Raw genomic sequence first — 22733 nt, 5'->3', positions numbered from 1 at the left:
GGAGTCATGATGGAACTTCGAAACAAAAAAATTACGTTAGACGATTTTATGACCGAGCGTGCCGGTGTTTTACAAACTTGGCATACCGGAAAGGATGTTGAAAAATTTGAGGACTGCGTCAAATACCAGCAAACAATTCCTGAGTCCAAAAACTTTGCCAAGGCACTGTTTGAAGCCGACAACCAAGGTATTACGCTCAGCCAGCCACGTGCGGGGGTGGCGTTAATTGAAGAGCATATTGCGCTGCTCAAAACGCTGCAAAAAGACTGCGATCTGCTGCCCACCACGATTGATGCTTATACCCGTCTGAATCGTTATGAAGAAGCCGCCATCGGCATTCAGAAATCCATTGAAGCAGGAACGTCAAAGCTTAACGGTCTGCCGGTCGTCAACCACGGCGTAAAAGCCTGCCGCGGCATTACCGAATCACTCGACAAGCCCCTGCAGATCCGTCATGGCACGCCCGATGCTCGCCTGTTAGCCGAGATTGCGATGGCCAGCGGATTTACCAGCTACGAAGGCGGCGGTATCTCCTACAACATTCCGTACGCTAAGCGTGTCACGCTTGAAAAATCCATCCGTGATTGGCAGTACTGCGACCGCTTGATCGGCGTGTATGAAGAGCACGGTATTCGGATCAACCGAGAGCCTTTCGGCCCACTGACCGGCACGCTGATCCCACCGTTTGTTTCCCATGCGGTGGCCATCATTGAAGGGCTGCTCGCGCTGGAGCAAGGCGTTCGCTCTATTACCGTCGGCTACGGTCAGGTCGGTAACATCGTGCAAGACATTGCCGCCATTAAATCACTGCGCGATCTGTCTCATGAATATTTCCGTGCCAACGGCTATGAGAATTATGAGCTGAGCACCGTTTTCCATCAGTGGATGGGCGGTTTCCCTGAGGATGAGTCCCGCGCATTCGCGGTTATCTCGTGGGGTGCTGCGGTTGCCGGCATGGCTGGCGCAACCAAGGTGATTACCAAGAGCCCGCATGAGGCTTATGGCATTCCAACCGCAGAAGCTAATGGGCAAGGGCTACGCGCCTCTAATCAGATGCTGAATATGGTTCGCGATCAGAAATTCCCGCCGTGCCTAGAAGTCGATCGCGAAGTGGAACTTATCAAGCGTGAAGTGCGTGCCGTGATGAACAAAGTGCTGGAGCTGGGCAACGGCGACATCGCAATCGGCACCGTACGCGCCTTTGAAGCCGGTGTACTGGATGTGCCGTTTGCGCCAGCCACCTGCAACTCAGGAAAAATGCTGCCGATCCGCGACAACAACGGGGCGATCCGCGTATTCGATCCGGGCTCAGTGCCGTTGCCTAAAGACGTTTTGACGCTGCACCACGACTTTGTTGCCGAACGCGCCAAGGAAGAAGGCCGCGAGCCCTCTTTCCAAATGATCATTGATGATATTAACGCTGTATCCCATAGCAAATTAATAGGAAGACCATAATGAAAATCAAACACGCACTCTTTACCGCTGGCAATTCATCCTTCTATTTTGACGATCAGCAGGCGATTAAAAATGGCGCTCAGTTAGATGGGTTTATCTATAAAGGGAAGCCGGTCACGCCAGGATTTACCTCGATCCGTCAGGCCGGTGAATGCGTTTCTATCCAATTAATTTTAGAAAACGGCGCGGTGGCCGTGGGTGACTGTGCGGCGGTGCAATACTCTGGCGCTGGCGGTCGCGATCCGCTGTTTGTGGCTGCCAATTTTGTTCCGTTCTTGGAAAAACACATTAAGCCGCTGCTTGAAGGCCGCAGCGTAGATGAGTTTTTGCTTAACGCCCGCTTCTTTGACGACGTGACCATTGAAGGCAAACAGCTGCATACGGCGATCCGCTATGGTCTGTCACAGGCGTTACTGGACGCAACCGCGTTAGCCACCGGTCGTTTAAAAGCCGAAGTTGTCTGCGACGAATGGCATCTGCCGGTGATCGCCAAATCTATCCCTCTGTTTGGCCAGAGCGGTGACGATCGCTACATCGCCGTCGACAAAATGATCGTGAAAGGCGTTGACGTGCTGCCTCACGGCCTGATTAACAACGTGGATGAAAAACTGGGCCGCAACGGTGAGAAACTGCGTGAGTATGTGAGCTGGCTGGCAAAACGTATTGCCGATCTGCGTGTCGATCCTCACTATAAACCGAATCTGCATATTGACGTTTACGGCACCATCGGTCTGATTTTTGATAAAGATCCGATCCGCTGTGCAGAATATATTGCCAGCCTGCAAGAGCAAGCGGGCGATCTGGAACTGTACATTGAAGGTCCAGTTGACGCCGGTAACAAACCCGATCAGATCCGTCTGTTAACCGAGATCACCCATCACCTTAAAAAGCTGGGCTCTAAGGTCAAAATCGTGGCTGATGAATGGTGCAATACCTATCAGGACATCATCGATTTTACCGACGCCGGCAGCTGCCATATGGTTCAGATTAAAACGCCAGATCTGGGCAGTATCCATAACATCGTCGACGCCGTTCTTTACTGTAATAAAAAAGGCATGGAGGCTTATCAGGGCGGTACCTGTAACGAAACCGACGTTAGCGCCCGCACCTGTGTGCACGTTGCCATCGCCTCACGCCCAATGCGTATGCTGATCAAGCCGGGGATGGGCTTTGATGAAGGGATGAATATCGTATTTAACGAGATGTCGCGTACTCTCGCTCAGTTGAATGCAAAGGCGAACTAACATGTCTAAAACGTTTAAGATCTTGTCGCCAACCGCCATTCTGGGATACGGGTTCCCAGAAGAAAGCTTTATGTTGGCGATGGAGGAATCTCCCGATTTGATCGCCGTTGACGCGGGTTCTTCCGATCCGGGTCCGCATTATCTCGGCGCAGGCAAAGCCTTCACCGACCGCGCAGGGGTCAAGCGTGATTTGCGCTATATGATCACCGCCGGTGTTCAGCACAATATTCCGGTGGTGATTGGCACCGCAGGGGGTTCTGGTGCCGCGCCTCACCTTGAGTGGTGTCGCCAAATCATTCTTGAGATTGCCAAAGAAGAAGCGCTCGAGTTTACCATGGCAGTGATCCCTGCCGACGTGGATAAGGCGGTCGTTCACGCAGCACTCGACGCCGGAAAAATTACCGCGCTGGATTTTGTTCCTGAACTGACCCACGAAGCCATCGATGCAACCACCTATATTGTGGCGCAAATGGGTATCGAGCCGTTCCAAGAAGCGCTGGCGGCGGGTGCGCAGGTGGTGCTAGGTGGTCGAGCCTACGATCCTGCCTGCTTTGCAGCCCTGCCTATCATGCAAGGATTCGACGAAGGTTTGGCGTTGCACTGCGGCAAAATACTGGAGTGTGCGGCCATCGCGGCCACGCCGGGATCAGGGTCTGATTGCGCCATGGGCATTTTGGACGAAAGCGGGTTTACCCTGAAAGCGTTCAACAAAAAACGTCAGTTTACCGAGACCTCTGCGGCGGCGCATACGCTGTATGAGAAATCAGATCCTTATTTCTTGCCGGGTCCTGGCGGAGTGTTGAACCTGAAAGCCTGTCAGTTTAAAGATGCTGGCAATGGCCAAGTCCGTGTGACCGGTTCGGTACATGAAGAAACACCTTATACCGTGAAGCTGGAAGGCGCTCGCCCTGTGGGCTATCGCACGCTCAGTATTGCCGGAACCCGTGATCCAATCATGATTGCCAACATTGACGATATCTTGGTGGAAGTGCGTCAAAGCGTAGAGAAGAACTTGAGCATCGCTCCAGACGCGGTGAAGCTGAATTTCAATCTTTACGGCAAAAATGGCGTTATGGGCAAGATGGAGCCCGAGCCGAATACCACCTCTTATGAACTGGGGATTTTACTCGACGTCGTGGCGCCGACTCAGGCAATGGCCGACAGTATTTGCTCTCTCGCCCGCTCCACCCTGCTGCATTATGGCTATTCAGGCCGAATTGCAACCGCGGGTAATTTAGCATTCCCATTCTCTCCGTCAGATATTAAAGGCGGCGTGGTGTATGAATTCTCCATTTATCATCTAATGGAATATACGCCTGAGATTAAATTTAAGTTCCGTTTAGAAAACGTGACGCCTGAAGGAGCGATCGCATGAAACAATCAATCCTAGAGTTGGCTCATGTGGTCAGATCTAAAAATGCGGGTCCTTATGAATTAGTGTTGGATATTTTATTTAAGGATAAAAAAACATATTCCCACATCAAAGAATCAGGACAATTTAAAAAAGAGCTGATTGCTCAGATTTATAAAATAGATCCGAAATCAGTTCATCGCATTGTGTGGTTCGACCCGGCGAATGCCGTTAAGGTGGTAATGCCTCGCAGCATTGTGTCTGGTTCCGTAGGCGATACCGACGTCTATGGCGCTCAGCAGCACGCACCGCTGTTAAAACTTGAATTCGCGGTTTAGCTTTTTAAATATCAAACTGAAACACACGGTGCGAAGCGCTCCGTCGTTCGCTGTGCTTTGCACCGTTTTACCCTGAAAGTACTGTTTTTCTTTACGGCATTTTTTAGCAGCATAACTTTACAACACAACTTTGCACCATGACTTGGCAATAAAGAGGAAATATTTAATACACAAATATGCCGTGGGTAAAAATTTCATTCAATGAAGCACAACATCAGCTCCGTTATTAAATAACGTTAGAGAAATGATACTACCCTACTTATAAATGGAATCATTATGAAATCGAAAAACCTAACCACAATGATCATATTGGGTCTGATAATAGGTGTTATTGCTGGTTTTTTAATAAACGAGTTCTGTAGCCAAGAATTCGCCAAATCCTACGCCTCCGAGATCTCTATTTTTACCGATATTTTCCTGCGTTTAATCAAAATGATTATTGCACCGTTAATCATTTCAACGCTGGTGGTCGGGATCGCGAAAATGGGCGATGCCAAAACCTTAGGGCGTGTTTTTTCTAAGACGCTATTTTTGTTCATCTGCGCGGCGTTCATCTCCATTTTACTGGGTCTGGTCGTGGTGAATCTGCTGAGACCTGGTGATGGTATCAACTTTGTCGCCGCGGGCGCAGGTGTCGTTGATGGCATTGAGCCGGTACCGTTCTCGGCGAAAGTGTTCATTGCTCACGCGATCCCAACCAGCATCGTTGACGCGATGGCGCGTAATGAAATCCTTCAGATCGTGGTGTTCTCTATCTTTATGGGGATCAGCCTTTCCGCCATCGGCGATAAAGCCCAGCCGATCGTCTCCGTGCTTGATTCGTTAGCGCATCTGATGCTGAAACTCACGGGCTACGTCATGCTTTTCGCGCCTCTAACCGTATTCGCCGCCATCTCTGCGATGATCTCAGAGCGCGGTCTTGGGGTATTAGTGAGCGCCGGGATCTTCATGGGCGAGTTTTACTTCACGCTGGCCGGCCTGTGGGTGATTCTGATTGGCTGTTCAGTATTGCTGATTGGCCGCTGTACCCTGCGACTGATCAAAGGTATTTCTGAGCCAGCCCTACTGGCATTCACCACCTCAAGTTCTGAAGCGGCCTTCCCCGGTACGTTAGAAGCGTTGGAAAAATTTGGCGTCAGCAACAAAATTGCCAGCTTCGTGTTGCCGATTGGGTATTCATTTAACCTAGTAGGTTCAATGGCCTACTGCTCGTTTGCCGTTATCTTTATTGCCCAAGCCTGCAATATCCATCTTGGCATGGGCGAGCAAATTACGATGCTGCTGATTTTAATGCTGACATCAAAAGGTATGGCGGGTGTTCCAAGAGCCTCGCTGGTGGTTATCGCAGCCACGTTGAGCCAGTTTAATATCCCTGAAGCGGGCTTGATTCTGCTGATGGGCGTCGATCCTTTCCTCGATATGGGACGTTCAGCCACTAACGTGATGAGTAATGCCGTCGGTGCCGCTTTAGTCGGTCGTTGGGAAGGTGAACATTACGGCGAAGGCTGCCACGGAACCGCTAGGAGCCTCGACAGTATGGTGGATGATAGCCAGCCTTCAGAGCAATTCATCATTGAAGCTGAAGCCAAATAACATTTCATTTGTCATTACCTCAAGGGAGACATGCCGCGGTGTATGTTTCCCTTTTCCTGCCTTACCGTCCCGCAGCAGTTCAGCCTGTTAGGAAACTGATATGAAAACGCTTATGAAAACCAAAGCACTTATGCAAACCAAAGCACTTATGCAAACCAAAGTACTTACGCAAACCAAAATACTTATGAAAAATAAGGTTATTTCAGCCTTTTTTATCACCGTGTGTTTGATGGGAACTGGCTACGCAAAAACGGCGCCGAATGCCGAACCTTCGACCACTAACTATTCAGCCATAGTGCAGAATGCCTACACGCAATTTAAAAATGACAAACGTGGTGACGTAGCCGACTACATTCCCGCCTTGGCGAAATATAGCCCTGATAATTACGCCATCGTTGTCGCCACCGTGGATGGGCAGATTTTTTCCGCAGGCAATAAAGATGCACTTTTTCCACTCGAATCGCTTACCAAAGTATTTACTCTGGCGTTGGTACTGGAGCAGCAAGGGCAAAAGCAGACGCTGAATAAGCTGGGGGCGAATGCGACCGGCCTTCCCTTTAATTCAGGTTTAGCCGTTGAACTGCGTCCAGAACGCCCACAAAATCCGCTGGTGAATGCGGGGGCTATAAGCTCGGTGAGTTTGCTTAACGCCAAGAACGCTGAGGCCAAATGGGAGCAGATTATGGGTAATTTGAATGCCTTTGCCGATAATCAGCTGCACGTTAATCAAGAAGTGTATCAGTCTGAATCAGAAACCAATCAGCATAATCAGGCACTCGCTTTGCTGATGCAGTCGTACGGTAGGCTGTATAGCAATCCACGTGAAGCCGTTGATCTTTATACCCGCCAATGCTCCGTGGATGCCTCTACCCTCGACTTGGCTAAAATGGGGGCGACGCTTGCCAATCATGGGCAGTCACCTTATAGCGGTAAGCGTCTTATCGCCGAGGAGAATGTGCCAAAGATTCTGGCTGAAATGGCGATTGCGGGCCTGTACGACGGCTCGGGCCAGTGGCTGTATAACGTGGGGATCCCAGCAAAAAGCGGCGTTGGCGGCGGAATTTTTGCCGTCGTTCCGGGGAAATATGCGGTTGCGGTCTATTCACCGCCGCTGGATAAAGAAGGAAATAGCGTGCGTGCGCAGGAAGCCATTGAGTACATCGCCCATGCAACTCAGGCGAATGTGTTCCGCTAGGGGGCTTTCCCTCGTGAGATAACGCATTTGGGGTTAGCAAAATACCAAAGCAAAAAGGCCACGCTTAAAAGCGTGGCCTTCGAATTTTGGCGGAGGAGTAGTCCGCCAAATAATGCTCGAAAATATAAGCAATAGTTAATTTTTTCATTAATAAACAATATGTTATAAAAAAAACCATTCGGGGATGTCTTGATACCTCCGAAGAAATCCGACACTTTATGCTGTACCGTATGCCCGGAGATAGAATGAAGGCCGGAAAAGAACACCGTATACCACTGTCTGATACTGCTGTTACCCTATTAAAGGATTTACAATGCTTTAAAGACAATAACAGTGTCTTCCCTGCTCCTCGTGGTGGGAAACTATCAGATATGTCATTGCTAGCTGTCTTGAAACGAATGGGTCATTCAGGTTTAACCCAACACGGCTTCAGTTCCACTTTTCGTGACTGGGCTGGTGAAACAACAGATTATTAACGCGAAGTGATTGAACATGCTCTGGCGCATCAACTTGCAGATAAGGCTGAAGTTGCATATCAATGTGGGGCGTTATGGCCTAAGCGTGTGGCGTTGATGGATGACTGGACAAGGTATTAGTATTAACTCAAGGCCCTCATATGAGCATATGTTAATTCACTGCACCAAAAACAGAACATTTCTAGCCATAGAGTAACTATTTTAAACTCCAATCTCGTTTTTTTTGAAAAGAATTAGACCTCTGTAATTGAAGTGTTTTAAAAAACATGCACCCATGTCAACATCCTGTAAAAAACACATGTTTTATTTATATGTAGAGTATAAAATACAAAAACTATAGTTCTACAGAGAACACGTAATGGCTAGATATTTTTCAATTGGTGAAATGTCAAAGCTTCATATGATAAGCGTACAGGCATTAAGATATTATGATAAAATTGAATTATTCAAACCAGCATATGTTGATAAGGAAAGTAATTATCGATATTACACAATAGAACAATTTTCCGTTCTCGACACTATAAAATACTTGAAGTACTTAGATATACCACTTAAAGAAATTAGAAAGCACTTGACCGATAGTGATGATAAAATATTAGAACTTCTCAAGCGAAAAGTAGAATTTGTTGAGAACAAAATAAGACATCTCGAACTCATTAAAAAGGTTTTAACGACTAAGAAAGAAACCATCCAAAATAGTATATATGCTGAAAATGTAGGGGAAATAACTAGAAAACACATTCCTAGTAGGAGTGTTTTATCCATAGGATATGAGCCAGGATTAAACTACGAAGATGCAATGGGATTTTCGAGAAGAAAAATTGCTAATATTTTAGAGGAAAATATATCTATATTTTATGGAGGTGTTAGTGGAATACTTTCAATAAAAAACATTACAACCAATAAAAAAGTAACCTACGAAAATAGTTTTGTTGTTGTAGAACGTGATCTTTTCAACGAAAAAGCGAAAAAGAAAATCACTGAAATTCCTGACGGCGATTTTATCTGCATAACTTATCGAGGGCCATATAAAGATAATTATAACAGTTTAAAAAAAATAATTAATTACGTTGAATACAAAAGAATTCCTGTAGAGGATAATGTATATGAGATTCCTATAATAGATCCGCTATCAACAGGTATAAATAAGGGCCTATTAACTGAGATACAAATAAGGGTTCAAAAACGCGAAATTGATCTCAGATGTCTTGTGTAAAGGTACAGGTCTTAGGGATTGCCGGTATTACTAATTCATTTCAATGATGAGTAACATTACTCACACCAACACAACAAAAAAAGGCCACCAGCAACAGTTCGTTAACAGTCGTAGTGCAACGAATGAAATTAAATAAGTGTGATGCAGCTCTATTATGCTTCTATTGACTCTATAGCAACTATAGACTTTATAGTTTACCGCATATCAATGCTATTTATCCTACTGAATATAACAAGTTATATAACCTACACATGACTTATATATAAAAATGAAGTGGTCAACAAAAACTGGCCACAGTTTTAGAGTTTTTCCAGAACAATCGCTCTGATTCATTGGGTGTTAAGCCACCGTTATATTGGTGGGGTCTGAGCTGGCTGTAATAACCAATGATGTAATTCGTTATTGATCTATTTGCTTCGCTAAAATTAGCGTATCCACAGTTCGGGACCCATTCTGATTTCAGGCTGCGGAAAAATCGTTCCATTGGGCTGTTGTCCCAGCAGTTCCCTCGTCGACTCATGCTTTGCTTTATACGATAACGCCACAATAACCGTCTGAATTCCCTGCTGGTATAGTGACTTCCCTGGTCAGAATGATACATAACGTCAGCCGGTTTTCCCCTGGTTTCCCAGGCCATCGTTAATGCTTTTCCTGTCAGAACTGAGTCCGGAGAAAACGACATCGCCCAGCCTATTGGCTTGCGAGAAAATAAATCCAGAACAACCGCCAGATAAGCCCAGCGTTTGCCCGTCCAGATGTAGGTCACGTCGCCGCACCAGGTCTGATTAGGTTCCGTTACTGCAAACTGGCGATCCAGATGATTAGGGATATCCACATGCTCTTTTGTGGCTTTTTTGTAGCGATGCTCCGGTTGCTGGCAACTAATAATATTCAGCTCTTTCATTATCTTACTGGCCCGCCAGCGACTCAACGGAACACCTTTTGCGCTGACCATATCGGCAATGCTCCGGGCCCCCGCAGAGCCATTACTGGCATGATGAACTTCACGAACTAGGCTAAGTATAACGATGTGTTTTGCATCAGGTTTCTGCGGTCGGCTTAGCCAGTACCGATAGCTACTGCGATGGATCCCGAACACATTGCAAATAAAGGCAACAGGAAACCGCGTCCTGAGTTTCTCAACTAACGAGAATTGTTCAGGGAGTCTGACATCAAGAGCGCGGTAGCCTTTTTTAATATATCGTTTTCCATTTCAACACGTTGTAGTCGTTTTTCTAATTCACGAATGCGAAGTTGCTCAGGCGTCATCGGAGAGGCCTTTGGGGATTTCCCTGCGCGTTCTTCTTTAAGCTGGCGAACCCATTTATCCATCGTGGATTTACCGACATTCATTGCTGTTGCAGCGGCGGCAACGCTGTAGTGCTGATCGAGTACAAGCTGGGCAGCTTCGAGGCGAAACTCGGGGCTAAAATTGCGTCTGTTACGTCCGGTCATAATGTCACCTGTTTTGACTATGAGGCGATGATATCACCTCTATTCAGGTGGCCAGATTTAGTATTCCACTTCATGGCAGAGTATCTTAGCAATGAGGAGTTCGTTGAAGTTGTTAAATACCCATCACTTATATCACATCCTCAATATGAACTTTGCCAACAACAAATGAATGGTCATGGCGGCGGAGTGGTCTCTTTCAAGCTAAAGGACGGAATAAATGGATATACAAGAGATCAAGCCAGCAGAAAACTTATCAATGCTTTTGAGCTTATCACCATCGCTACCAGTTTAGGCGAAGAGCACACGCTAGTTCAAATGAATGGAGAAAATTTAATTAGAATATCTGTTGGGCTTGAGTCATCAAGAGATATTATTGGTGATATTCATCAAGCGTTAAGTTTTTTTTAACGGGCTTGGATATGCTATAAGAAAATTTTATATCTTATAGCCCCAATAAGTACGCCAATGACTTTTCATATTTAACATATAGAGTTTTAAAAATGAAAATTAAGAATAACTCAAAAAAGCTTATTATTATATTCTTGTTAGCGTTTGGCACAACAGCAATGTATAGCCTTCCATACATGAAGTCATCATTTTATGAACCTATGCAACTAGCTCTTTCACTGTCGCATACTCAAATAGGTAATGCACTCAGTTTGTATGGTTTCATAGGTATGTTTTCATATTTTTTAGGCGGCTGGTTTGCAGATAGATTCTCGGGTCGAAATCTAATTACGTTCTCTTTAGTCTCCTCTGGTGGTCTAGGTTTTTATTACTCAACTTATCCGTCATATAGTATAATATTGTTAATATCAGGTTTATGGGGAATCACAACGATTCTCACTTTTTTTGCAGCATCAATAAAAATTGTCCGAATGCAAGGAACTGAATCAGAGCAGGGCCGCATATTTGGATTTTATGAAGGACTGTCAGGTGTTGCTGGTACATTGATATCTTTTATTGGTTTGTATTTTTTTGGTAAATTCGCTGAAATATCATATGGATTTAAATGTGTAATATGGCTTTACTCATCCGCATCTGTTCTATGTGGCATTTTTCTATTCTTTCTGATTGAAAAAGAAAACTCCACGCAAGATGCCAATGAAAAAAACCGCTTAAGGTCAATATTTAACGTTGTATCAATGCCTAAAGCGTGGCTCATTGGTGCAATCATATTTTCCACTTATATGATCTTCTCCAGCCTAACCTATTTAAGCCCCTATTTATCTGACGTTTATGCTATGCCACTGGCGTTAGTTTCTATAGTTTCAATTATACGAACCTATGTCATCAAGATGGGTGCATCACCCGCTGCTGGTATTGTTACCGACAAAGTTGGTTCTTCCATTAAAGTGTTATTTTTTGGCTTCATTCTCATGTTATTTAGCTGCGCCGCATTTATGCTCATACCTAAACATGAAAGCTTTATGTGGATTGCAGTTGTTAATATGCTTATTCTTAGCATACTTCTATTTGCATTTAGAGGTATCTACTTCGCATCTGTATCCGAGTCTAAGATTCCATTAGAAAAAACTGGTGCTGTTGTTGGCTTCGCTTCCTTCATTGGTTTTTCTCCCGATGCATTCTACTACACTTTGGCAGGAAATTGGCTCGATAAGCATGGTTCTGATGGCTACACTTATATTTTCTTGTTATCAATTGCCTGTACAATACTAGGAATAATTTCTACGTATTTGCTTTATCGAATGAATCAAACACAGAAAAATGATGTTCCAATGAAACTGCAGCAAGCATAAAACGCCAACGCCAGAAAACAGCTTGCCCGTCGTTGGGCTATACAGCAGCGTGGCATAGCGATTGAACCTATACTGCTCAGCAAGGAACAGTTGATTACAATCCTGTAAAGAAGATCTGCAGCAGGGGTGTATCACCCGACTTTACTGTTTAAACGCTATACGGAGCTAATTACCCGTATTGATGGCTACCTTACACGGTAGCCATCAGGTTCACTTGGATAGGTTTTTGATGAAAAACTCAGATTTTAGATACAAAAAAAGCCCGTTATCACGGGCTTTTTTTGTATCACTTCATGCAGGATAAACCAAAAACTCATTGTAAGTTATTGACTTCCCTAAAATCTGGCGGAGGAGTAGAGATTCGAACTCTAGGAGCTGTTACACTCGACGGTTTTCAAGACCGCTGCCTTAAACCACTCAGCCACTCCTCCGCAACGGGACGAACTATAACGGCACAGGAATTTCTTGTAAAGCACGAGAATGTTCGAATGCCGATAAAATCGCCAATTATTAGTTTGTTTGTTTTATTTTTCAGCGCACTGGTGAAAACATCAACGTTATCGCGCTTTTCTTTTGGATAGTTTCCCACTGTAATCAAAGTAAAGAAGGGTAAAACGCCTTTCGTGCGCGCGTGCTCCTCTCTATTATTTTGCTCTAGATCAATAATTTTCCGATCGATTCATTACACAAGAGAAAAATTCTATGGACCGTATTGTTGTTTCCAGCTCATCTTCGCGCGACTCTCTGCTGAGCACGCATAAAGTGTTGCGCAATACTTATTTTCTGCTGGCACTGACGCTGGCGTTCTCCGCATTAACCGCCACGGCTAGCACGGTGCTGATGTTGCCTGCTCCGGGTCTGCTGTTGATGCTGGTTGGTTTCTATGGCCTGATGTTCCTAACCTATCGTTTGGCCGATCGCCCTGCCGGTATTTTGGCGGTGTTCGCGATGACCGGGTTTATGGGCTATACCCTTGGCCCAATTTTAAGTTCCTTTATCGCCAGCGGCGCAGGCGATCTGATTATGCTGGCGCTGGGCGGTACGGCGGCGGTGTTCTTCTGCTGCTCGGCCTACGTGCTGACCACGCGCAAAAATATGTCATTCCTTTCCGGGATGATGATGGCAGGCTTTGTTATTTTGCTGGTTGCCGTGGTTGCTAACCTGTTCTTACAGATCCCAGCGTTGTCGCTGGCGATTAGCGCGCTGTTTATTCTGTTCTCTACGGGTGCCATCCTGTGGGAAACCAGCAATATTATTCATGGCGGCGAAACCAACTACATCCGTGCCACCGTTGGCCTGTATGTTTCCCTGTATAACCTGTTCATCAGCCTGTTGAGCATTTTGGGTTTCGCACGCAGTAACTAATTCAGCCCAGCTGAATATGTAGCACGGTTTTACCCAACAAAATGTTTTACCCAACAAAATGTGCCCCGCCAAAAGCGGGGCTTTCTTGTTTCTGAGCTGCACCCTTCTCCTTCCCTTATTGCTCACTTTGCCGCGCTGCCGCTCCATGAGTTACAATAGCCGCTGATTTGTCGATGAGAGATACAATCCCGATGTTAGAATTTGCTGGCCGCCAGATTGAGACGGATGCGCAGGGTTACTTGCTGAACAGTAGCGATTGGAGCGAAGAGCTGGTGCCTTTGCTGGCGATGGAAGAAGGTATTGAGCTGAGCGAAGCCCACTGGGAAGTGGTGCGTTTTGTGCGTGAATTCTATATGGAGTTCAATACGTCGCCCGCCATTCGCATGCTGGTAAAAGCCATGACACAAAAATATGGCGAGGAAAAAGGAAATAGTCGCTATTTGTATCGTCTATTTCCTAAGGGCCCCGCCAAACAAGCCACCAAGCTTGCGGGTTTGCCAAAGCCGGTGAAATGCATTTAATCAGTATTTGATTTTAAACTGGCTGAAATTCTGTAGCGAACGCGGTTCTGTGAGTACCTGATCGACTCGGGCACCGCGTGGACCGCCCTGCTTTATCCACTCAATCAATTGCTCGACCGCGTCGGCGTCTCCTTCCGCCACCACCTCCACTCGGCCATCATCCATGTTGTAGGCATAGCCGGTAAGATTGAGCGCCCGCGCCTGACGCTGCGTGTTATAGCGAAAACCGACGCCCTGAACGCTACCTGCAACATAAGCCGCCATACTGACTTTTGACATATTGCCTCCCTAAGCTCCGAGTGATTTGGGTATTTGCTTTTCTTGTCCCATAACCGGACAATGTCGCACCTTATTTGTCTGATTCATCATAGATCATAGAAAACTAACATGACCGCACGTTTATTTCTTGCCAAAGGACGCGAAAAGTCCTTACTCCACCGCCATCCATGGGTATTCTCCGGTGCAGTGACCCGCGTTGAGGGTAATGCTGCTTCAGGTGAAACCATCGACGTTTGTGATTTTCAGGGAAAATGGCTGGCCCGTGCCGCTTTTTCGCCTCAGTCTCAAATCCGTGCGCGTGTCTGGACATTTGATCAGCAGGAAGCCGTGGATCGTGACTTTTTCATCAATCGTCTGCAAACCGCTCAGCAGTGGCGTACATGGCTGGCCGAGCGTGATGATTTAACAGGCTATCGCCTGATCGCCGGTGAATCTGACGGCATGCCGGGAATTACCATCGACCGATTCCAAAATTTCATCGTCCTGCAGTTGCTTTCAGCAGGCGCTGAATACCAGCGTGCTAATCTGTTAGCCGCGCTGCAGCATTGCTACCCAGAGTGCTCAATTTACGATCGTTCAGACGTTGCGGTACGTAAAAAAGAGGGGTTACCTTTGGCGCAAGGTTTAGTGCTGGGCGACGAACCCCCCGCCTTATTGCCTATCCGCGAGCACGGCATGCAGATTTTGGTTGATATTAAAGAAGGCCATAAAACTGGCTTTTATCTCGATCAGCGCGACAGCCGACTCGCCGCGCGTCGTTTTTCCGCCAACGCCAAAGTGCTGAACTGCTTCTCTTACACTGGCGCATTCGCGGTGTCCGCGCTGATGGGCGGCTGTGAGCACGTTATTAGCGTAGACACCTCACAGGCGGCGTTAGATGTGGCTCGCCAAAACGTGGAACTCAACCAGCTAGATTTGAGTAAAGCTGAATTCGTCCGTGCCGACGTTTTCCAACTGCTACGCAAATACCGCGATGAAGGTCGTAAATTTGACCTTATCATCATGGACCCGCCAAAGTTTGTAGAAAACAAAAGTCAGCTGGCGGGTGCGTGCCGTGGTTATAAAGATATCAATATGTTGGCAATGAACTTGCTGAACAGCGGTGGCATTTTGCTGAGTTTCTCTTGCTCAGGATTGATGCCAATCGAATTGTTCCAGAAAATTTTAGCCGACGCCGCCATAGATGCTGGACGTGATGTACAATTTATAGAGCAGTATCGTCAGGCGGCCGACCATCCGGTTATCGCATCTTACCCTGAAGGTCTGTATCTGAAAGGCTTTGCTTGCCGTGTAGTCGGTTAATCAAAAAGCGATCGCCGCTGCCATGAACGGTTTCATGCAGCGGCATATACCATGGATAAGGTTGAAACGTTCGTCTCCGCCCACATATTTATAGGTAAACCCTGTTCGTGCGACCCGCAACGACAGGGGAAAGAGCAACGGTTTCTCAGGAGGTCATTATGATTACCAGCAAATTTGGCATCGGACAGCAGGTACGCCACAAACTGTTAGGCTCATTGGGTGTGGTGGTAGATATTGACCCTGAATATTCACTCGAAGTCGCACCTGACGCCGACGAATTAGCCGCAAACGAACATTTGCGTCATATGCCGTGGTATCACGTGGTGATGGAAAATGATGATGGTGAGGCGGTGCATACCTATTTAGCGGAGGCGCAGCTTGATGGCGAAAACAGCGACGCCCATCCTGAACAGCCTTCTATGGATGATTTAGCCGAATCAATCCGTCATCAGCTACAAGCACCGCGGCTGAGAAACTAACGTTCTGAATCTTTCTTTAAAAAGCCCAGTATTCTGGGCTTTTTTGTCTGTGTTTTACGCCTTTTCTAACCCGAAGCGCGGAATATCAATTTTAGGGCAGCGATCCATCACAACCTGTAATCCGGCCTCTGTCGCCAACTGTTCAGCCTGTTCGTTGATGACACCAAGCTGGAGCCACAACACTTTAGCTTTAATCGCAATCGCCTCCTCCGCTACGCCATAAGCCGCTTCCGAATTCCTAAATACGTCCACCATATCAATGGGATGTGGTATTTCAGCCAAGGTTGCATACACTTTCTGGCCTAGCAGGTTTTGCCCTGCCAATTTGGGACTGACGGGCGTAACCTGATAGCCTTGCTCTAGCAGATATGCCATTACCCCATAGCTTGCCCGATGCGGTTTATCGCTCGCACCGACTAACGCTATGTGCTTTACCTGTTGCAGAATAGATTTGATCTGTTGTTCGGTCATGCTGGCTCCATAAGTGGCAAATACAAAGAGTAAGCGAAACGGGTCATTCTTATCACTTTGCTTAGCCTAATTGAGTCGTGGTTGTGGCTCTATTTGATATTCATCGGCTAACATGTAAATAAGTATTAACAACAAAATACTTTGACACACCATGAAGGCTACTGAACAATGTCCTTCGCACAGTCTATAGTTGAGGGTTTCATGAGATATCGCGTTTTACAGACAGGTGCGTTGCTATTTTTGCTCAGCCAGTCCGTTTTTGCTACTACCTTAAAGTTTAGCTCAGAAGTTGAACTTCTGGCCGTTGATGGCCAGCAGCTGCCTAGTGCCCTATTTAAAAGCGCCGATAGTTTGGAACTCAACGGCGGTGTTCATCAAATATTGTTCCGCGTGGAGAAAATGGTTCCCCCTGCGGGACAGCACCAGCGGATGTTCACCTCGGTACCTTTAGTGGTGGTCTTTGACGTATGCGACTACACCTCAATCAGCATTAAAATTCCCAAGCTGCTTAATGAACATGACGTTCGCGCGTTTGAGAAAAACCTCAGCTTCGATTTATTGAATAACCGTGGTATTCCGGTGGAGTATAAATCCGATGTTTTGCATATCAGCCAGCCGCTGTTAGCAAACTATGAACAAGCTATGCAGCGCTATAACCTCTCCGATGCCTCAGCCGCTCTGCCTGCGCTGATCAAAAAAACACAAAAGTGATGAATTAATCGTCAAGCAGCCTTTTTTTTTGCGTCTTGTCTGATTATGGTGAGCAACCTTATTGTATTGTGTGTGAATTCATATGATTGGCTAAAGGTCTAGACATGGAACTCACCACCCGCACTATTGCTAAGAAAAAACATATCGCGCTTGTTGCTCACGATCACTGTAAACAGGCGCTACTGAGCTGGGTGCAAGCAAACCGCGATCAGCTGGCACAGCATCAACTTTCTGCTACCGGTACCACGGGTAATCTTATCCAGCGCGCAACCGGCATTCCTGTAAACAGCATGCTCAGTGGCCCAATGGGCGGCGATCAGCAGGTGGGTTCTCTGATTTCGGAAGGGAAAATCGATATGCTGATTTTCTTCTGGGATCCTCTTAATGCGGTTCCACACGATCCCGATGTCAAAGCGTTGCTGCGCTTGGCTACGGTTTGGAATATTCCCGTCGCTAATAACCGTTCAACAGCCGATTTCCTGATTAGCTCCCCGATGTTTAAAGACGAAGTTGAGATCGCGATCCCCGACTACCAGCGCTATTTAGCCGAGCGTTTGAAGTAAATCTGGGAAATAGATACAAAAATGGGGACTTAAGTCCCCATTTTTTATGGCTTGCGCTGTACCGCTGCGCCCAGCCGCTTGAGCTGTTCAACAAATACCGACGGCTTATCGACATCCTGCATCAGCCACACTTGATGGCGTGCTCGCGTTAACGCAACATAAAGCAATCTACGTTCTTCAGCGTCTGGGAAATCTTCACTCTGTGGCAACAGAACCTGTTCAATGACGGACTCGCCCGTTGTCGCTGGGAAGCCATCTTTGCCCTCTTGTAAGCCTAAAATAATCACATAGTCAGCCTGCTGTCCTTTGCTGGCGTGAATAGTCGTAAATTCCATATTGAGTTTAGGCCAGCGTGTAGCGGCTTTATCTAATACATCCGGTTTGAGATACCGGTAGCGCGCTAGGATCAGGATCCGCTCTTCAGGTTTTACGTAGCCGCTGAGCTTGTTTAGCAGATCCTCTAACCGTTCTTGCGGCAGAATCGTCACCGCTTTCTTCGGCCCTTCAGACAAGCTATTTAGTGCTTTGCGTAGCTGATGAGGGTTTTGCTGGATAAAACCATTGGCTATCTCACCGATCCGGCGGTTAAAGCGATATGTGGTATCGAGTTCACGCCGGTCGCTGTCACCAAAATGCTGAGTAAACGCAGTGGTGAGCGAAAGTTCGGCACCGCTGAAACGATAGATCGCCTGCCAGTCATCTCCAACGGCAAACAGGTTTGTGCGTGAGTTTTGCTTACGCAGCGCTTCAAGCAACCTTGCGCGCTGCGGTGAGATATCCTGAAATTCATCGACCAGAATATGTTTCCACGGGCTAATAAAACGCCCTTTATCCAGCACCGCAATCGCCTGCTGTATCAAACCAGGGAAATCCACTGCGCCTTCATCTTTCAGTGCCGCTTTCCACGCTTTGAGTAACGGAGCCATCAAGCGAATGCGCTTTTGGAATAAATCGCGGATTTCTTCTGGCGCACCTTCAATCATCTGCGCCTGCGAACCACCATGCTCACGCATCAACCCTACCCAGCGCTCCAATTTGGGGGCTAAACGCATCGCCAGCTTTTTGTCCTGCCAGTAATTTTCCTCTTCGACCTGCCAATCCAGATCTTCGGTTAACCATTGGCGCCAGCCCTTGGCCTGCGCTTTTTTGGCCGCACACTCTTGCTGCCAGGTTTTCACCAACAGCTTTTGCCTAGCCTGCGCGTCGCCCTCAAGCTTACTGATGTTGATGGTTTTCTTGCCGGTATGATTGATAATTTGCAGCGCTAAAGCATGAAAGGTTTTGGCCTGAATATCTGCCGTATGCAAACGTTCTTTGATACGATCATTCATCTCTTCTGCGGCTTTACGCCCAAAGGCGAGCAGCAGGATCTGCTCTGGAGTGGCCTCCTTGCGCAGCAATAACCAACCTGCACGCGCCACCAGCACGGATGTTTTTCCACTTCCGGCGCCAGCCAGCACCAGAACGCCATTTTCACCGTTCACCACGGCCTGTGCCTGAGACGGATTTAACGGCTGGCTTTCTACCTGCTCGAAGAAATCGGCGTGCTCTGACAGCATGCGCTTGGTCCATTGTTGATTACGTTCATCAACCATTTTTAAGCCATACTGCAGCCACCTCAGGCAATAGCGGTAGCGTTCACGGCAGCTGTCAAACTCTTCAAGGCGCTGCTGCGGCAAAGGGATGGCTTCGAAACAGCCCTTAATCATGGTGCCAATATCGGTGAGTTCACTGCGTTTGAGCCAGCGATCTTGTTGATTGAGCTGTTCTAGCTCGGCGACCTGCGCAGAAAGTACGTCGGCGCTGATCTGCGCCATTTCATCGCTCCACGTCTGCCAGCTTTGCTGGAGGTGGTGATAAAAGCGCTGGGTTTCTTGCCAATCGGTGCCGTGCAAACGTACCACCTTGGCTTCAGGCAGTTCAAACTCTAATTCGCCCCACACAATGCCTCGTTTGCAATGAATGGCGACCAATTGGTTAAACGGAATAAGGTACTCATGGCGATCGCCGCTCACCTCAACGCCCGCATTCAGCAATCTGACGCGGTTATAAGGATGCTGAGCCAGATGTTGGCCCATTTTGGTTGCTCTCAGTTCCATTGTTTCGCCACTGTATTTTCGTTCTTCAGTATCACTATAGTTTACCTGTGATCCTGCAACATACCTAGAACCTGCGTTATAGGGCTTATCTTTATGAATTTTCCCTCTTTTACGCTGTGGGTATAGCAGATGAATATCAGAGAAACTCAAAACAGGGTAAACTGCGCGGTAAAATGCATATTGTTAATGTTGTTATTTAGGTAAAGATCTATGAGAACTGTACTTAATATTCTTAATTTTGTTCTGGGTGGTTTCTTCACGACTTTGGGGTGGTTATTAGCGACGGCAGTCAGCGTTATTTTAATTTTCACTCTGCCACTAACGCGCTCATGCTGGGAAATAACCAAACTTTCTCTGCTGCCGTTTGGCAATGAAGCCGTTCATGTGGATGACTTATATCCAGAACGTAAAAATGCGCTGCTTTCTACCGGTGGAACCTTGCTGAATATTGTCTGGTTTATTCTCTTCGGCTGGTGGCTGTGCTTGTCACATATTGCCGCGGGTATTGTGCAGTGCGTTACTATCATTGGAATTCCGGTTGGCATTGCCAACTTTAAAATTGCTGCTATTGCATTATGGCCAGTGGGGCGTCGTGTCGTACCCGTTGAAGTTGCGCAGCAGATGCGTATTGCCAATGCAAGTCGTCGTTTTAAATAAAGGGTCACAACGTGCTCTCTTTTGCACCAGGTTTAAGGCGCTATGCGTACAGTAGCGCCCTGCTTTATAACTTTCGTATTTTTATTGCACTTGCAGGAGCCGCTGGCCTGCCGTGGTTCATCGGCGAACCGCGGTTAACCATTCCGCTCACGCTTGGCGTTGTGGCGGCTGCCTTAGCCGATCTTGATGACCGCCTAGTTGGACGACTGCGTAATTTAGCCATTACCCTGACCTGCTTTTTTATTGCATCTGCCTCGATTGAAATTCTTTTCCCTTATCCGTGGCTATTTGCCATTGGGTTGATGGCGTCAACCATCGGATTTATTCTGCTCGGTGCGTTAGGGCAACGCTATGCAACTATCGCATTCGGCGCACTGCTGATCGCGATTTACACCATGCTGGGTACCTCGATGTACCACATTTGGTATCAGCAGCCGTTGCTCTTGGTTGTTGGCGCGGTGTGGTACAACGTCCTGACATTGTTGGGCCATCTAATTTTTCCGATCCGGCCACTGCAAGAAGCCTTGGCTCGTAGCTATGGGCAACTGGCCGTTTATCTCGATGCAAAATCTAATTTGTTCGACCCCGATCAGGAAGGGAACTTCAATCAGCCGCTGATTGACGTCGCAATGGCTAACGGTAATTTGGTCACTACGCTCAACCAGACTAAAGCGTCTCTGCTCACGCGTTTAAAAGGTGACCGAGGTCAGCGCGGCACGCGCCGTACTCTGCATTACTATTTTGTCGCGCAAGATATTCATGAGCGCGCCAGCTCTTCGCATTTTCAATATCAGCAACTGAGTGAGATGTTCCGCTATAGCGATGTTTTGTTTCGCTTCCAGCGGCTTTTGATGCTACAGGCTCAGGCCTGTTCCCAGTTATCACAATCCATTCTGCTTCAGCAGAAATACCAACATGATTTACGCTTCGAACGGGCCTTTACCCATTTAGAGGCGACGCTGCAACGTATCGCCACGCAGCACGGCCATCAGCATATTTTGGTGAAATCGCTGTTTAACCTGTTGCTAAATCTCAAAGCAATAGATGCACAGCTTGCCAATATTGAATCTGAACAGTCTCTGGCTGCCGTGCGAGAAGAGGAAAATACGCTGTCTGACGATCGCATCAGCGGTTGGAATGATATGAAGCTGCGGATCGGTCGGCATCTCACGCCGCAATCGGCCCTCTTTCGCCACGCGGTACGTATGTCGATAGTCTTAGGCGTGGGCTACGGGTTTATTCAATTTACCGGTTTAAATCATGGTTATTGGATCCTGCTGACTAGCTTGTTCGTTTGTCAGCCTAACTACAACGCCACCAAGCGAAGATTAGCGCTGCGTATCATTGGCACGTTGGCTGGCGTGCTATTGGGATTACCAATCCTCTATTTTGTGCCATCACTTGACGGCCAAATGCTGCTAATCGTGATAAGCGGCGTGCTGTTCTTTGCGTTTCGTAATGTGCAATACGCACATGCCACGATGTTTATCACGCTGTTGGTATTGCTATGCTTTAACCTGTTAGGCGAAGGCTTTGAAGTCGCGGGACCGAGAGTTTTCGACACGCTGGTGGGATGCGCTATCGCATGGGCGGCGGTTACCTTTATTTGGCCAGACTGGAAATTCCGCGCATTGCCTGCGGTGGTGCAAAAGACCCTTAACGCAGATTGCCGCTATCTCGACGCTATTCTGGTGCAATACCATCAGGGGAAATCCAACGCGTTGGATTATCGAATCGCGCGGCGTGACGCTCATAACTGCGATGCGGAACTGGCGTCAGTGATTTCAAATATGTCCGCAGAGCCGAAAAATGATGCTCAAACGCAAGAGTCCGCTTTCCGCCTACTGTGCCTAAACCATACGCTGCTTAGCTATATTTCAGCATTAGGCGCACATCGGGAAAAGTTGGATAACGGCGAAGTACTCAGCATGCTTGACGATGCCGCGTGTTATATGGACGATGCGCTCAACTACGATGATAGCATTGCTAAACGTACCGAAGAGGCCATTCAGGGGCTTAAGCAACGTCTGGAAGAGTATGCATCTCCCTCTGATAACGCGGAACAGCTGGTTGTACAGCAGATAAGCCTGATGATGGGCGTGTTACCGGAACTAATGCAGCTCAAGCGTGAACTTATTCCGGCCTAATATCTCTATCCCAATTAACTATCTGACGGGAGCCTAGCTATGGCTCCCTGTTGTTG

General features: G+C 47.2%; 21 protein-coding genes, 1 tRNA gene and 1 pseudogene. 18 read left to right on the top strand and 5 right to left on the bottom strand.

The window, feature by feature from the left end; translation table 11 throughout:
• Positions 1-9 precede the first annotated feature (9 nt).
• The 8 genes and pseudogenes from AB3Y96_RS08475 to AB3Y96_RS08440 all read left to right on the top strand — a co-directional run bounded on the left by AB3Y96_RS08475 (position 10) and on the right by AB3Y96_RS08440 (position 8868).
• Positions 10-1455 carry a methylaspartate mutase subunit E gene (locus AB3Y96_RS08475; protein WP_072307304.1) on the top strand — a complete coding sequence of 482 codons (1446 nt, stop codon included), beginning with the start codon at positions 10-12 and terminating at the stop codon, positions 1453-1455.
• A complete protein-coding gene (locus AB3Y96_RS08470) occupies positions 1455-2699 on the top strand; it encodes a methylaspartate ammonia-lyase (protein ID WP_367298949.1) in 1245 nt (414 codons plus the stop codon). The genes AB3Y96_RS08475 and AB3Y96_RS08470 overlap by 1 nt, the downstream gene beginning before the upstream one ends.
• 1 nt (position 2700) lies before the next feature.
• Complete coding sequence (locus tag AB3Y96_RS08465; protein WP_072307302.1) at positions 2701-4074, top strand: acyclic terpene utilization AtuA family protein; 1374 nt, start codon at positions 2701-2703, stop codon at positions 4072-4074.
• Positions 4071-4388, top strand: coding sequence for a DUF4387 domain-containing protein (locus AB3Y96_RS08460; protein WP_072307301.1), 318 nt, complete (start codon positions 4071-4073; stop codon positions 4386-4388). The genes AB3Y96_RS08465 and AB3Y96_RS08460 overlap by 4 nt, the downstream gene beginning before the upstream one ends.
• Before the next feature lie 276 nt (positions 4389-4664).
• Positions 4665-5981, top strand: coding sequence for a dicarboxylate/amino acid:cation symporter (locus tag AB3Y96_RS08455; RefSeq protein WP_072307300.1), 1317 nt, complete (start codon positions 4665-4667; stop codon positions 5979-5981).
• 229 nt (positions 5982-6210) lie between these two features.
• Positions 6211-7176 carry a glutaminase A gene (gene glsA / locus AB3Y96_RS08450; RefSeq protein WP_367300299.1) on the top strand — a complete coding sequence of 322 codons (966 nt, stop codon included), beginning with the start codon at positions 6211-6213 and terminating at the stop codon, positions 7174-7176.
• 224 nt (positions 7177-7400) lie between these two features.
• A pseudogene (locus AB3Y96_RS08445) lies at positions 7401-7772 on the top strand (tyrosine-type recombinase/integrase); the annotation flags it as partial.
• Between the two features lie 238 nt (positions 7773-8010).
• A complete protein-coding gene (locus AB3Y96_RS08440; RefSeq protein WP_367298948.1) occupies positions 8011-8868 on the top strand; it encodes a MerR family transcriptional regulator in 858 nt (285 codons plus the stop codon).
• Between the two features lie 277 nt (positions 8869-9145).
• Here the strand turns inward: AB3Y96_RS08440 and AB3Y96_RS08435 are convergent.
• A protein-coding gene (locus tag AB3Y96_RS08435; RefSeq protein WP_168780213.1) for an IS3 family transposase occupies positions 9146-10323 on the bottom strand; the annotation gives its coding sequence in 2 pieces (ribosomal slippage) (positions 9146-10065 and positions 10065-10323; 1179 coding nt in all).
• Positions 10324-10395: 72 nt separating this feature from the next.
• Here AB3Y96_RS08435 and AB3Y96_RS08430 point away from each other — a divergent pair.
• Together AB3Y96_RS08430 and AB3Y96_RS08425 are read left to right on the top strand one after the other, a co-directional pair.
• A complete protein-coding gene (locus AB3Y96_RS08430; protein ID WP_367298947.1) occupies positions 10396-10731 on the top strand; it encodes a PLP-dependent transferase in 336 nt (111 codons plus the stop codon).
• Positions 10732-10823: 92 nt separating this feature from the next.
• Entirely contained in the window at positions 10824-12083 is a 1260-nt protein-coding gene (locus AB3Y96_RS08425) for a nitrate/nitrite transporter (protein WP_081329515.1), read from the top strand.
• A 343-nt stretch (positions 12084-12426) separates the two neighbouring features.
• Here AB3Y96_RS08425 and AB3Y96_RS08420 read toward each other — a convergent pair.
• A tRNA-Ser gene (locus AB3Y96_RS08420) sits at positions 12427-12514 on the bottom strand.
• A gap of 271 nt (positions 12515-12785) precedes the next feature.
• On the opposite strand from AB3Y96_RS08420, the gene yccA reads away from it, so the two are divergent.
• Complete coding sequence (gene yccA, locus AB3Y96_RS08415; protein WP_367298946.1) at positions 12786-13448, top strand: FtsH protease modulator YccA; 663 nt, start codon at positions 12786-12788, stop codon at positions 13446-13448.
• 191 nt (positions 13449-13639) lie between these two features.
• Positions 13640-13969: a sulfurtransferase TusE gene (gene tusE / locus AB3Y96_RS08410; RefSeq protein WP_046457935.1), complete on the top strand. Its 330-nt coding sequence runs from the start codon at positions 13640-13642 to the stop codon at positions 13967-13969.
• Here the strand turns inward: tusE and yccX are convergent, their stop codons facing one another.
• Positions 13970-14248, bottom strand: a complete 279-nt coding sequence (gene yccX / locus AB3Y96_RS08405; protein WP_367298945.1) for an acylphosphatase — start codon at positions 14246-14248, stop codon at positions 13970-13972.
• A 108-nt stretch (positions 14249-14356) separates the two neighbouring features.
• Between yccX and rlmI the strand changes: the two genes are divergently transcribed.
• Both rlmI and hspQ read left to right on the top strand, forming a co-directional pair.
• Positions 14357-15550 (top strand): 23S rRNA (cytosine(1962)-C(5))-methyltransferase RlmI, encoded by a 1194-nt coding sequence (rlmI, locus tag AB3Y96_RS08400; RefSeq protein ID WP_367298944.1) that lies wholly within the window; start codon positions 14357-14359, stop codon positions 15548-15550.
• Between the two features lie 158 nt (positions 15551-15708).
• The gene (gene hspQ / locus AB3Y96_RS08395; RefSeq protein WP_025801019.1) at positions 15709-16029 is read left to right on the top strand and encodes a heat shock protein HspQ; all 321 of its coding nucleotides are present in this window, start codon (positions 15709-15711) and stop codon (positions 16027-16029) included.
• A gap of 54 nt (positions 16030-16083) precedes the next feature.
• Here the strand turns inward: hspQ and AB3Y96_RS08390 are convergent, their stop codons facing one another.
• Positions 16084-16500, bottom strand: coding sequence for a CoA-binding protein (locus AB3Y96_RS08390; RefSeq protein ID WP_367298943.1), 417 nt, complete (start codon positions 16498-16500; stop codon positions 16084-16086).
• A gap of 201 nt (positions 16501-16701) precedes the next feature.
• On the opposite strand from AB3Y96_RS08390, the gene AB3Y96_RS08385 reads away from it, so the two are divergent.
• A complete protein-coding gene (locus AB3Y96_RS08385) occupies positions 16702-17211 on the top strand; it encodes a DUF2057 family protein (protein WP_367298942.1) in 510 nt (169 codons plus the stop codon).
• A 104-nt stretch (positions 17212-17315) separates the two neighbouring features.
• On the top strand, positions 17316-17774 hold the full coding sequence (locus AB3Y96_RS08380; protein WP_043492573.1) for a methylglyoxal synthase: 459 nt from the start codon (positions 17316-17318) through the stop codon (positions 17772-17774).
• A gap of 44 nt (positions 17775-17818) precedes the next feature.
• On the opposite strand, the gene helD is transcribed toward AB3Y96_RS08380, so the two are convergent.
• Positions 17819-19873: a DNA helicase IV gene (helD, locus tag AB3Y96_RS08375; RefSeq protein ID WP_367298941.1), complete on the bottom strand. Its 2055-nt coding sequence runs from the start codon at positions 19871-19873 to the stop codon at positions 17819-17821.
• A gap of 210 nt (positions 19874-20083) precedes the next feature.
• Here helD and AB3Y96_RS08370 point away from each other — a divergent pair, with 210 nt between their 5' ends.
• Both AB3Y96_RS08370 and yccS read left to right on the top strand, forming a co-directional pair.
• Positions 20084-20530, top strand: coding sequence for a YccF domain-containing protein (locus tag AB3Y96_RS08370; protein ID WP_367298940.1), 447 nt, complete (start codon positions 20084-20086; stop codon positions 20528-20530).
• An 11-nt stretch (positions 20531-20541) separates the two neighbouring features.
• Complete coding sequence (yccS, locus tag AB3Y96_RS08365) at positions 20542-22677, top strand: YccS family putative transporter (protein ID WP_072307291.1); 2136 nt, start codon at positions 20542-20544, stop codon at positions 22675-22677.
• Positions 22678-22733: the final 56 nt, after the last annotated feature.

The organism is Hafnia alvei, assembly GCF_964063325.1.
Taxonomy (GTDB): domain Bacteria; phylum Pseudomonadota; class Gammaproteobacteria; order Enterobacterales; family Enterobacteriaceae; genus Hafnia; species Hafnia alvei_B.
The sequence above is the reverse complement of the archived record's forward strand: the minus strand, read 5'-3'. Positions and strand labels throughout refer to the sequence as shown.

Bases quoted from the DNA above. Each gene is read 5' to 3' on its own strand.
- AB3Y96_RS08475 (WP_072307304.1), top strand. From the start codon at position 10: ATGGAACTTCGAAACAAAAAAATTACGTTAGACGATTTTATGACCGAG.
- AB3Y96_RS08470 (WP_367298949.1), top strand. From the start codon at position 1,455: ATGAAAATCAAACACGCACTCTTTACCGCTGGCAATTCATCCTTCTAT.
- AB3Y96_RS08465 (WP_072307302.1), top strand. From the start codon at position 2,701: ATGTCTAAAACGTTTAAGATCTTGTCGCCAACCGCCATTCTGGGATAC.
- AB3Y96_RS08460 (WP_072307301.1), top strand. From the start codon at position 4,071: ATGAAACAATCAATCCTAGAGTTGGCTCATGTGGTCAGATCTAAAAAT.
- AB3Y96_RS08455 (WP_072307300.1), top strand. From the start codon at position 4,665: ATGAAATCGAAAAACCTAACCACAATGATCATATTGGGTCTGATAATA.
- glsA (WP_367300299.1), top strand. From the start codon at position 6,211: ATGGGAACTGGCTACGCAAAAACGGCGCCGAATGCCGAACCTTCGACC.
- AB3Y96_RS08440 (WP_367298948.1), top strand. From the start codon at position 8,011: ATGGCTAGATATTTTTCAATTGGTGAAATGTCAAAGCTTCATATGATA.
- AB3Y96_RS08430 (WP_367298947.1), top strand. From the start codon at position 10,396: ATGGCAGAGTATCTTAGCAATGAGGAGTTCGTTGAAGTTGTTAAATAC.
- AB3Y96_RS08425 (WP_081329515.1), top strand. From the start codon at position 10,824: ATGAAAATTAAGAATAACTCAAAAAAGCTTATTATTATATTCTTGTTA.
- yccA (WP_367298946.1), top strand. From the start codon at position 12,786: ATGGACCGTATTGTTGTTTCCAGCTCATCTTCGCGCGACTCTCTGCTG.
- tusE (WP_046457935.1), top strand. From the start codon at position 13,640: ATGTTAGAATTTGCTGGCCGCCAGATTGAGACGGATGCGCAGGGTTAC.
- yccX (WP_367298945.1), bottom strand. From the start codon at position 14,248: ATGTCAAAAGTCAGTATGGCGGCTTATGTTGCAGGTAGCGTTCAGGGC.
- rlmI (WP_367298944.1), top strand. From the start codon at position 14,357: ATGACCGCACGTTTATTTCTTGCCAAAGGACGCGAAAAGTCCTTACTC.
- hspQ (WP_025801019.1), top strand. From the start codon at position 15,709: ATGATTACCAGCAAATTTGGCATCGGACAGCAGGTACGCCACAAACTG.
- AB3Y96_RS08390 (WP_367298943.1), bottom strand. From the start codon at position 16,500: ATGACCGAACAACAGATCAAATCTATTCTGCAACAGGTAAAGCACATA.
- AB3Y96_RS08385 (WP_367298942.1), top strand. From the start codon at position 16,702: ATGAGATATCGCGTTTTACAGACAGGTGCGTTGCTATTTTTGCTCAGC.
- AB3Y96_RS08380 (WP_043492573.1), top strand. From the start codon at position 17,316: ATGGAACTCACCACCCGCACTATTGCTAAGAAAAAACATATCGCGCTT.
- helD (WP_367298941.1), bottom strand. From the start codon at position 19,873: ATGGAACTGAGAGCAACCAAAATGGGCCAACATCTGGCTCAGCATCCT.
- AB3Y96_RS08370 (WP_367298940.1), top strand. From the start codon at position 20,084: ATGAGAACTGTACTTAATATTCTTAATTTTGTTCTGGGTGGTTTCTTC.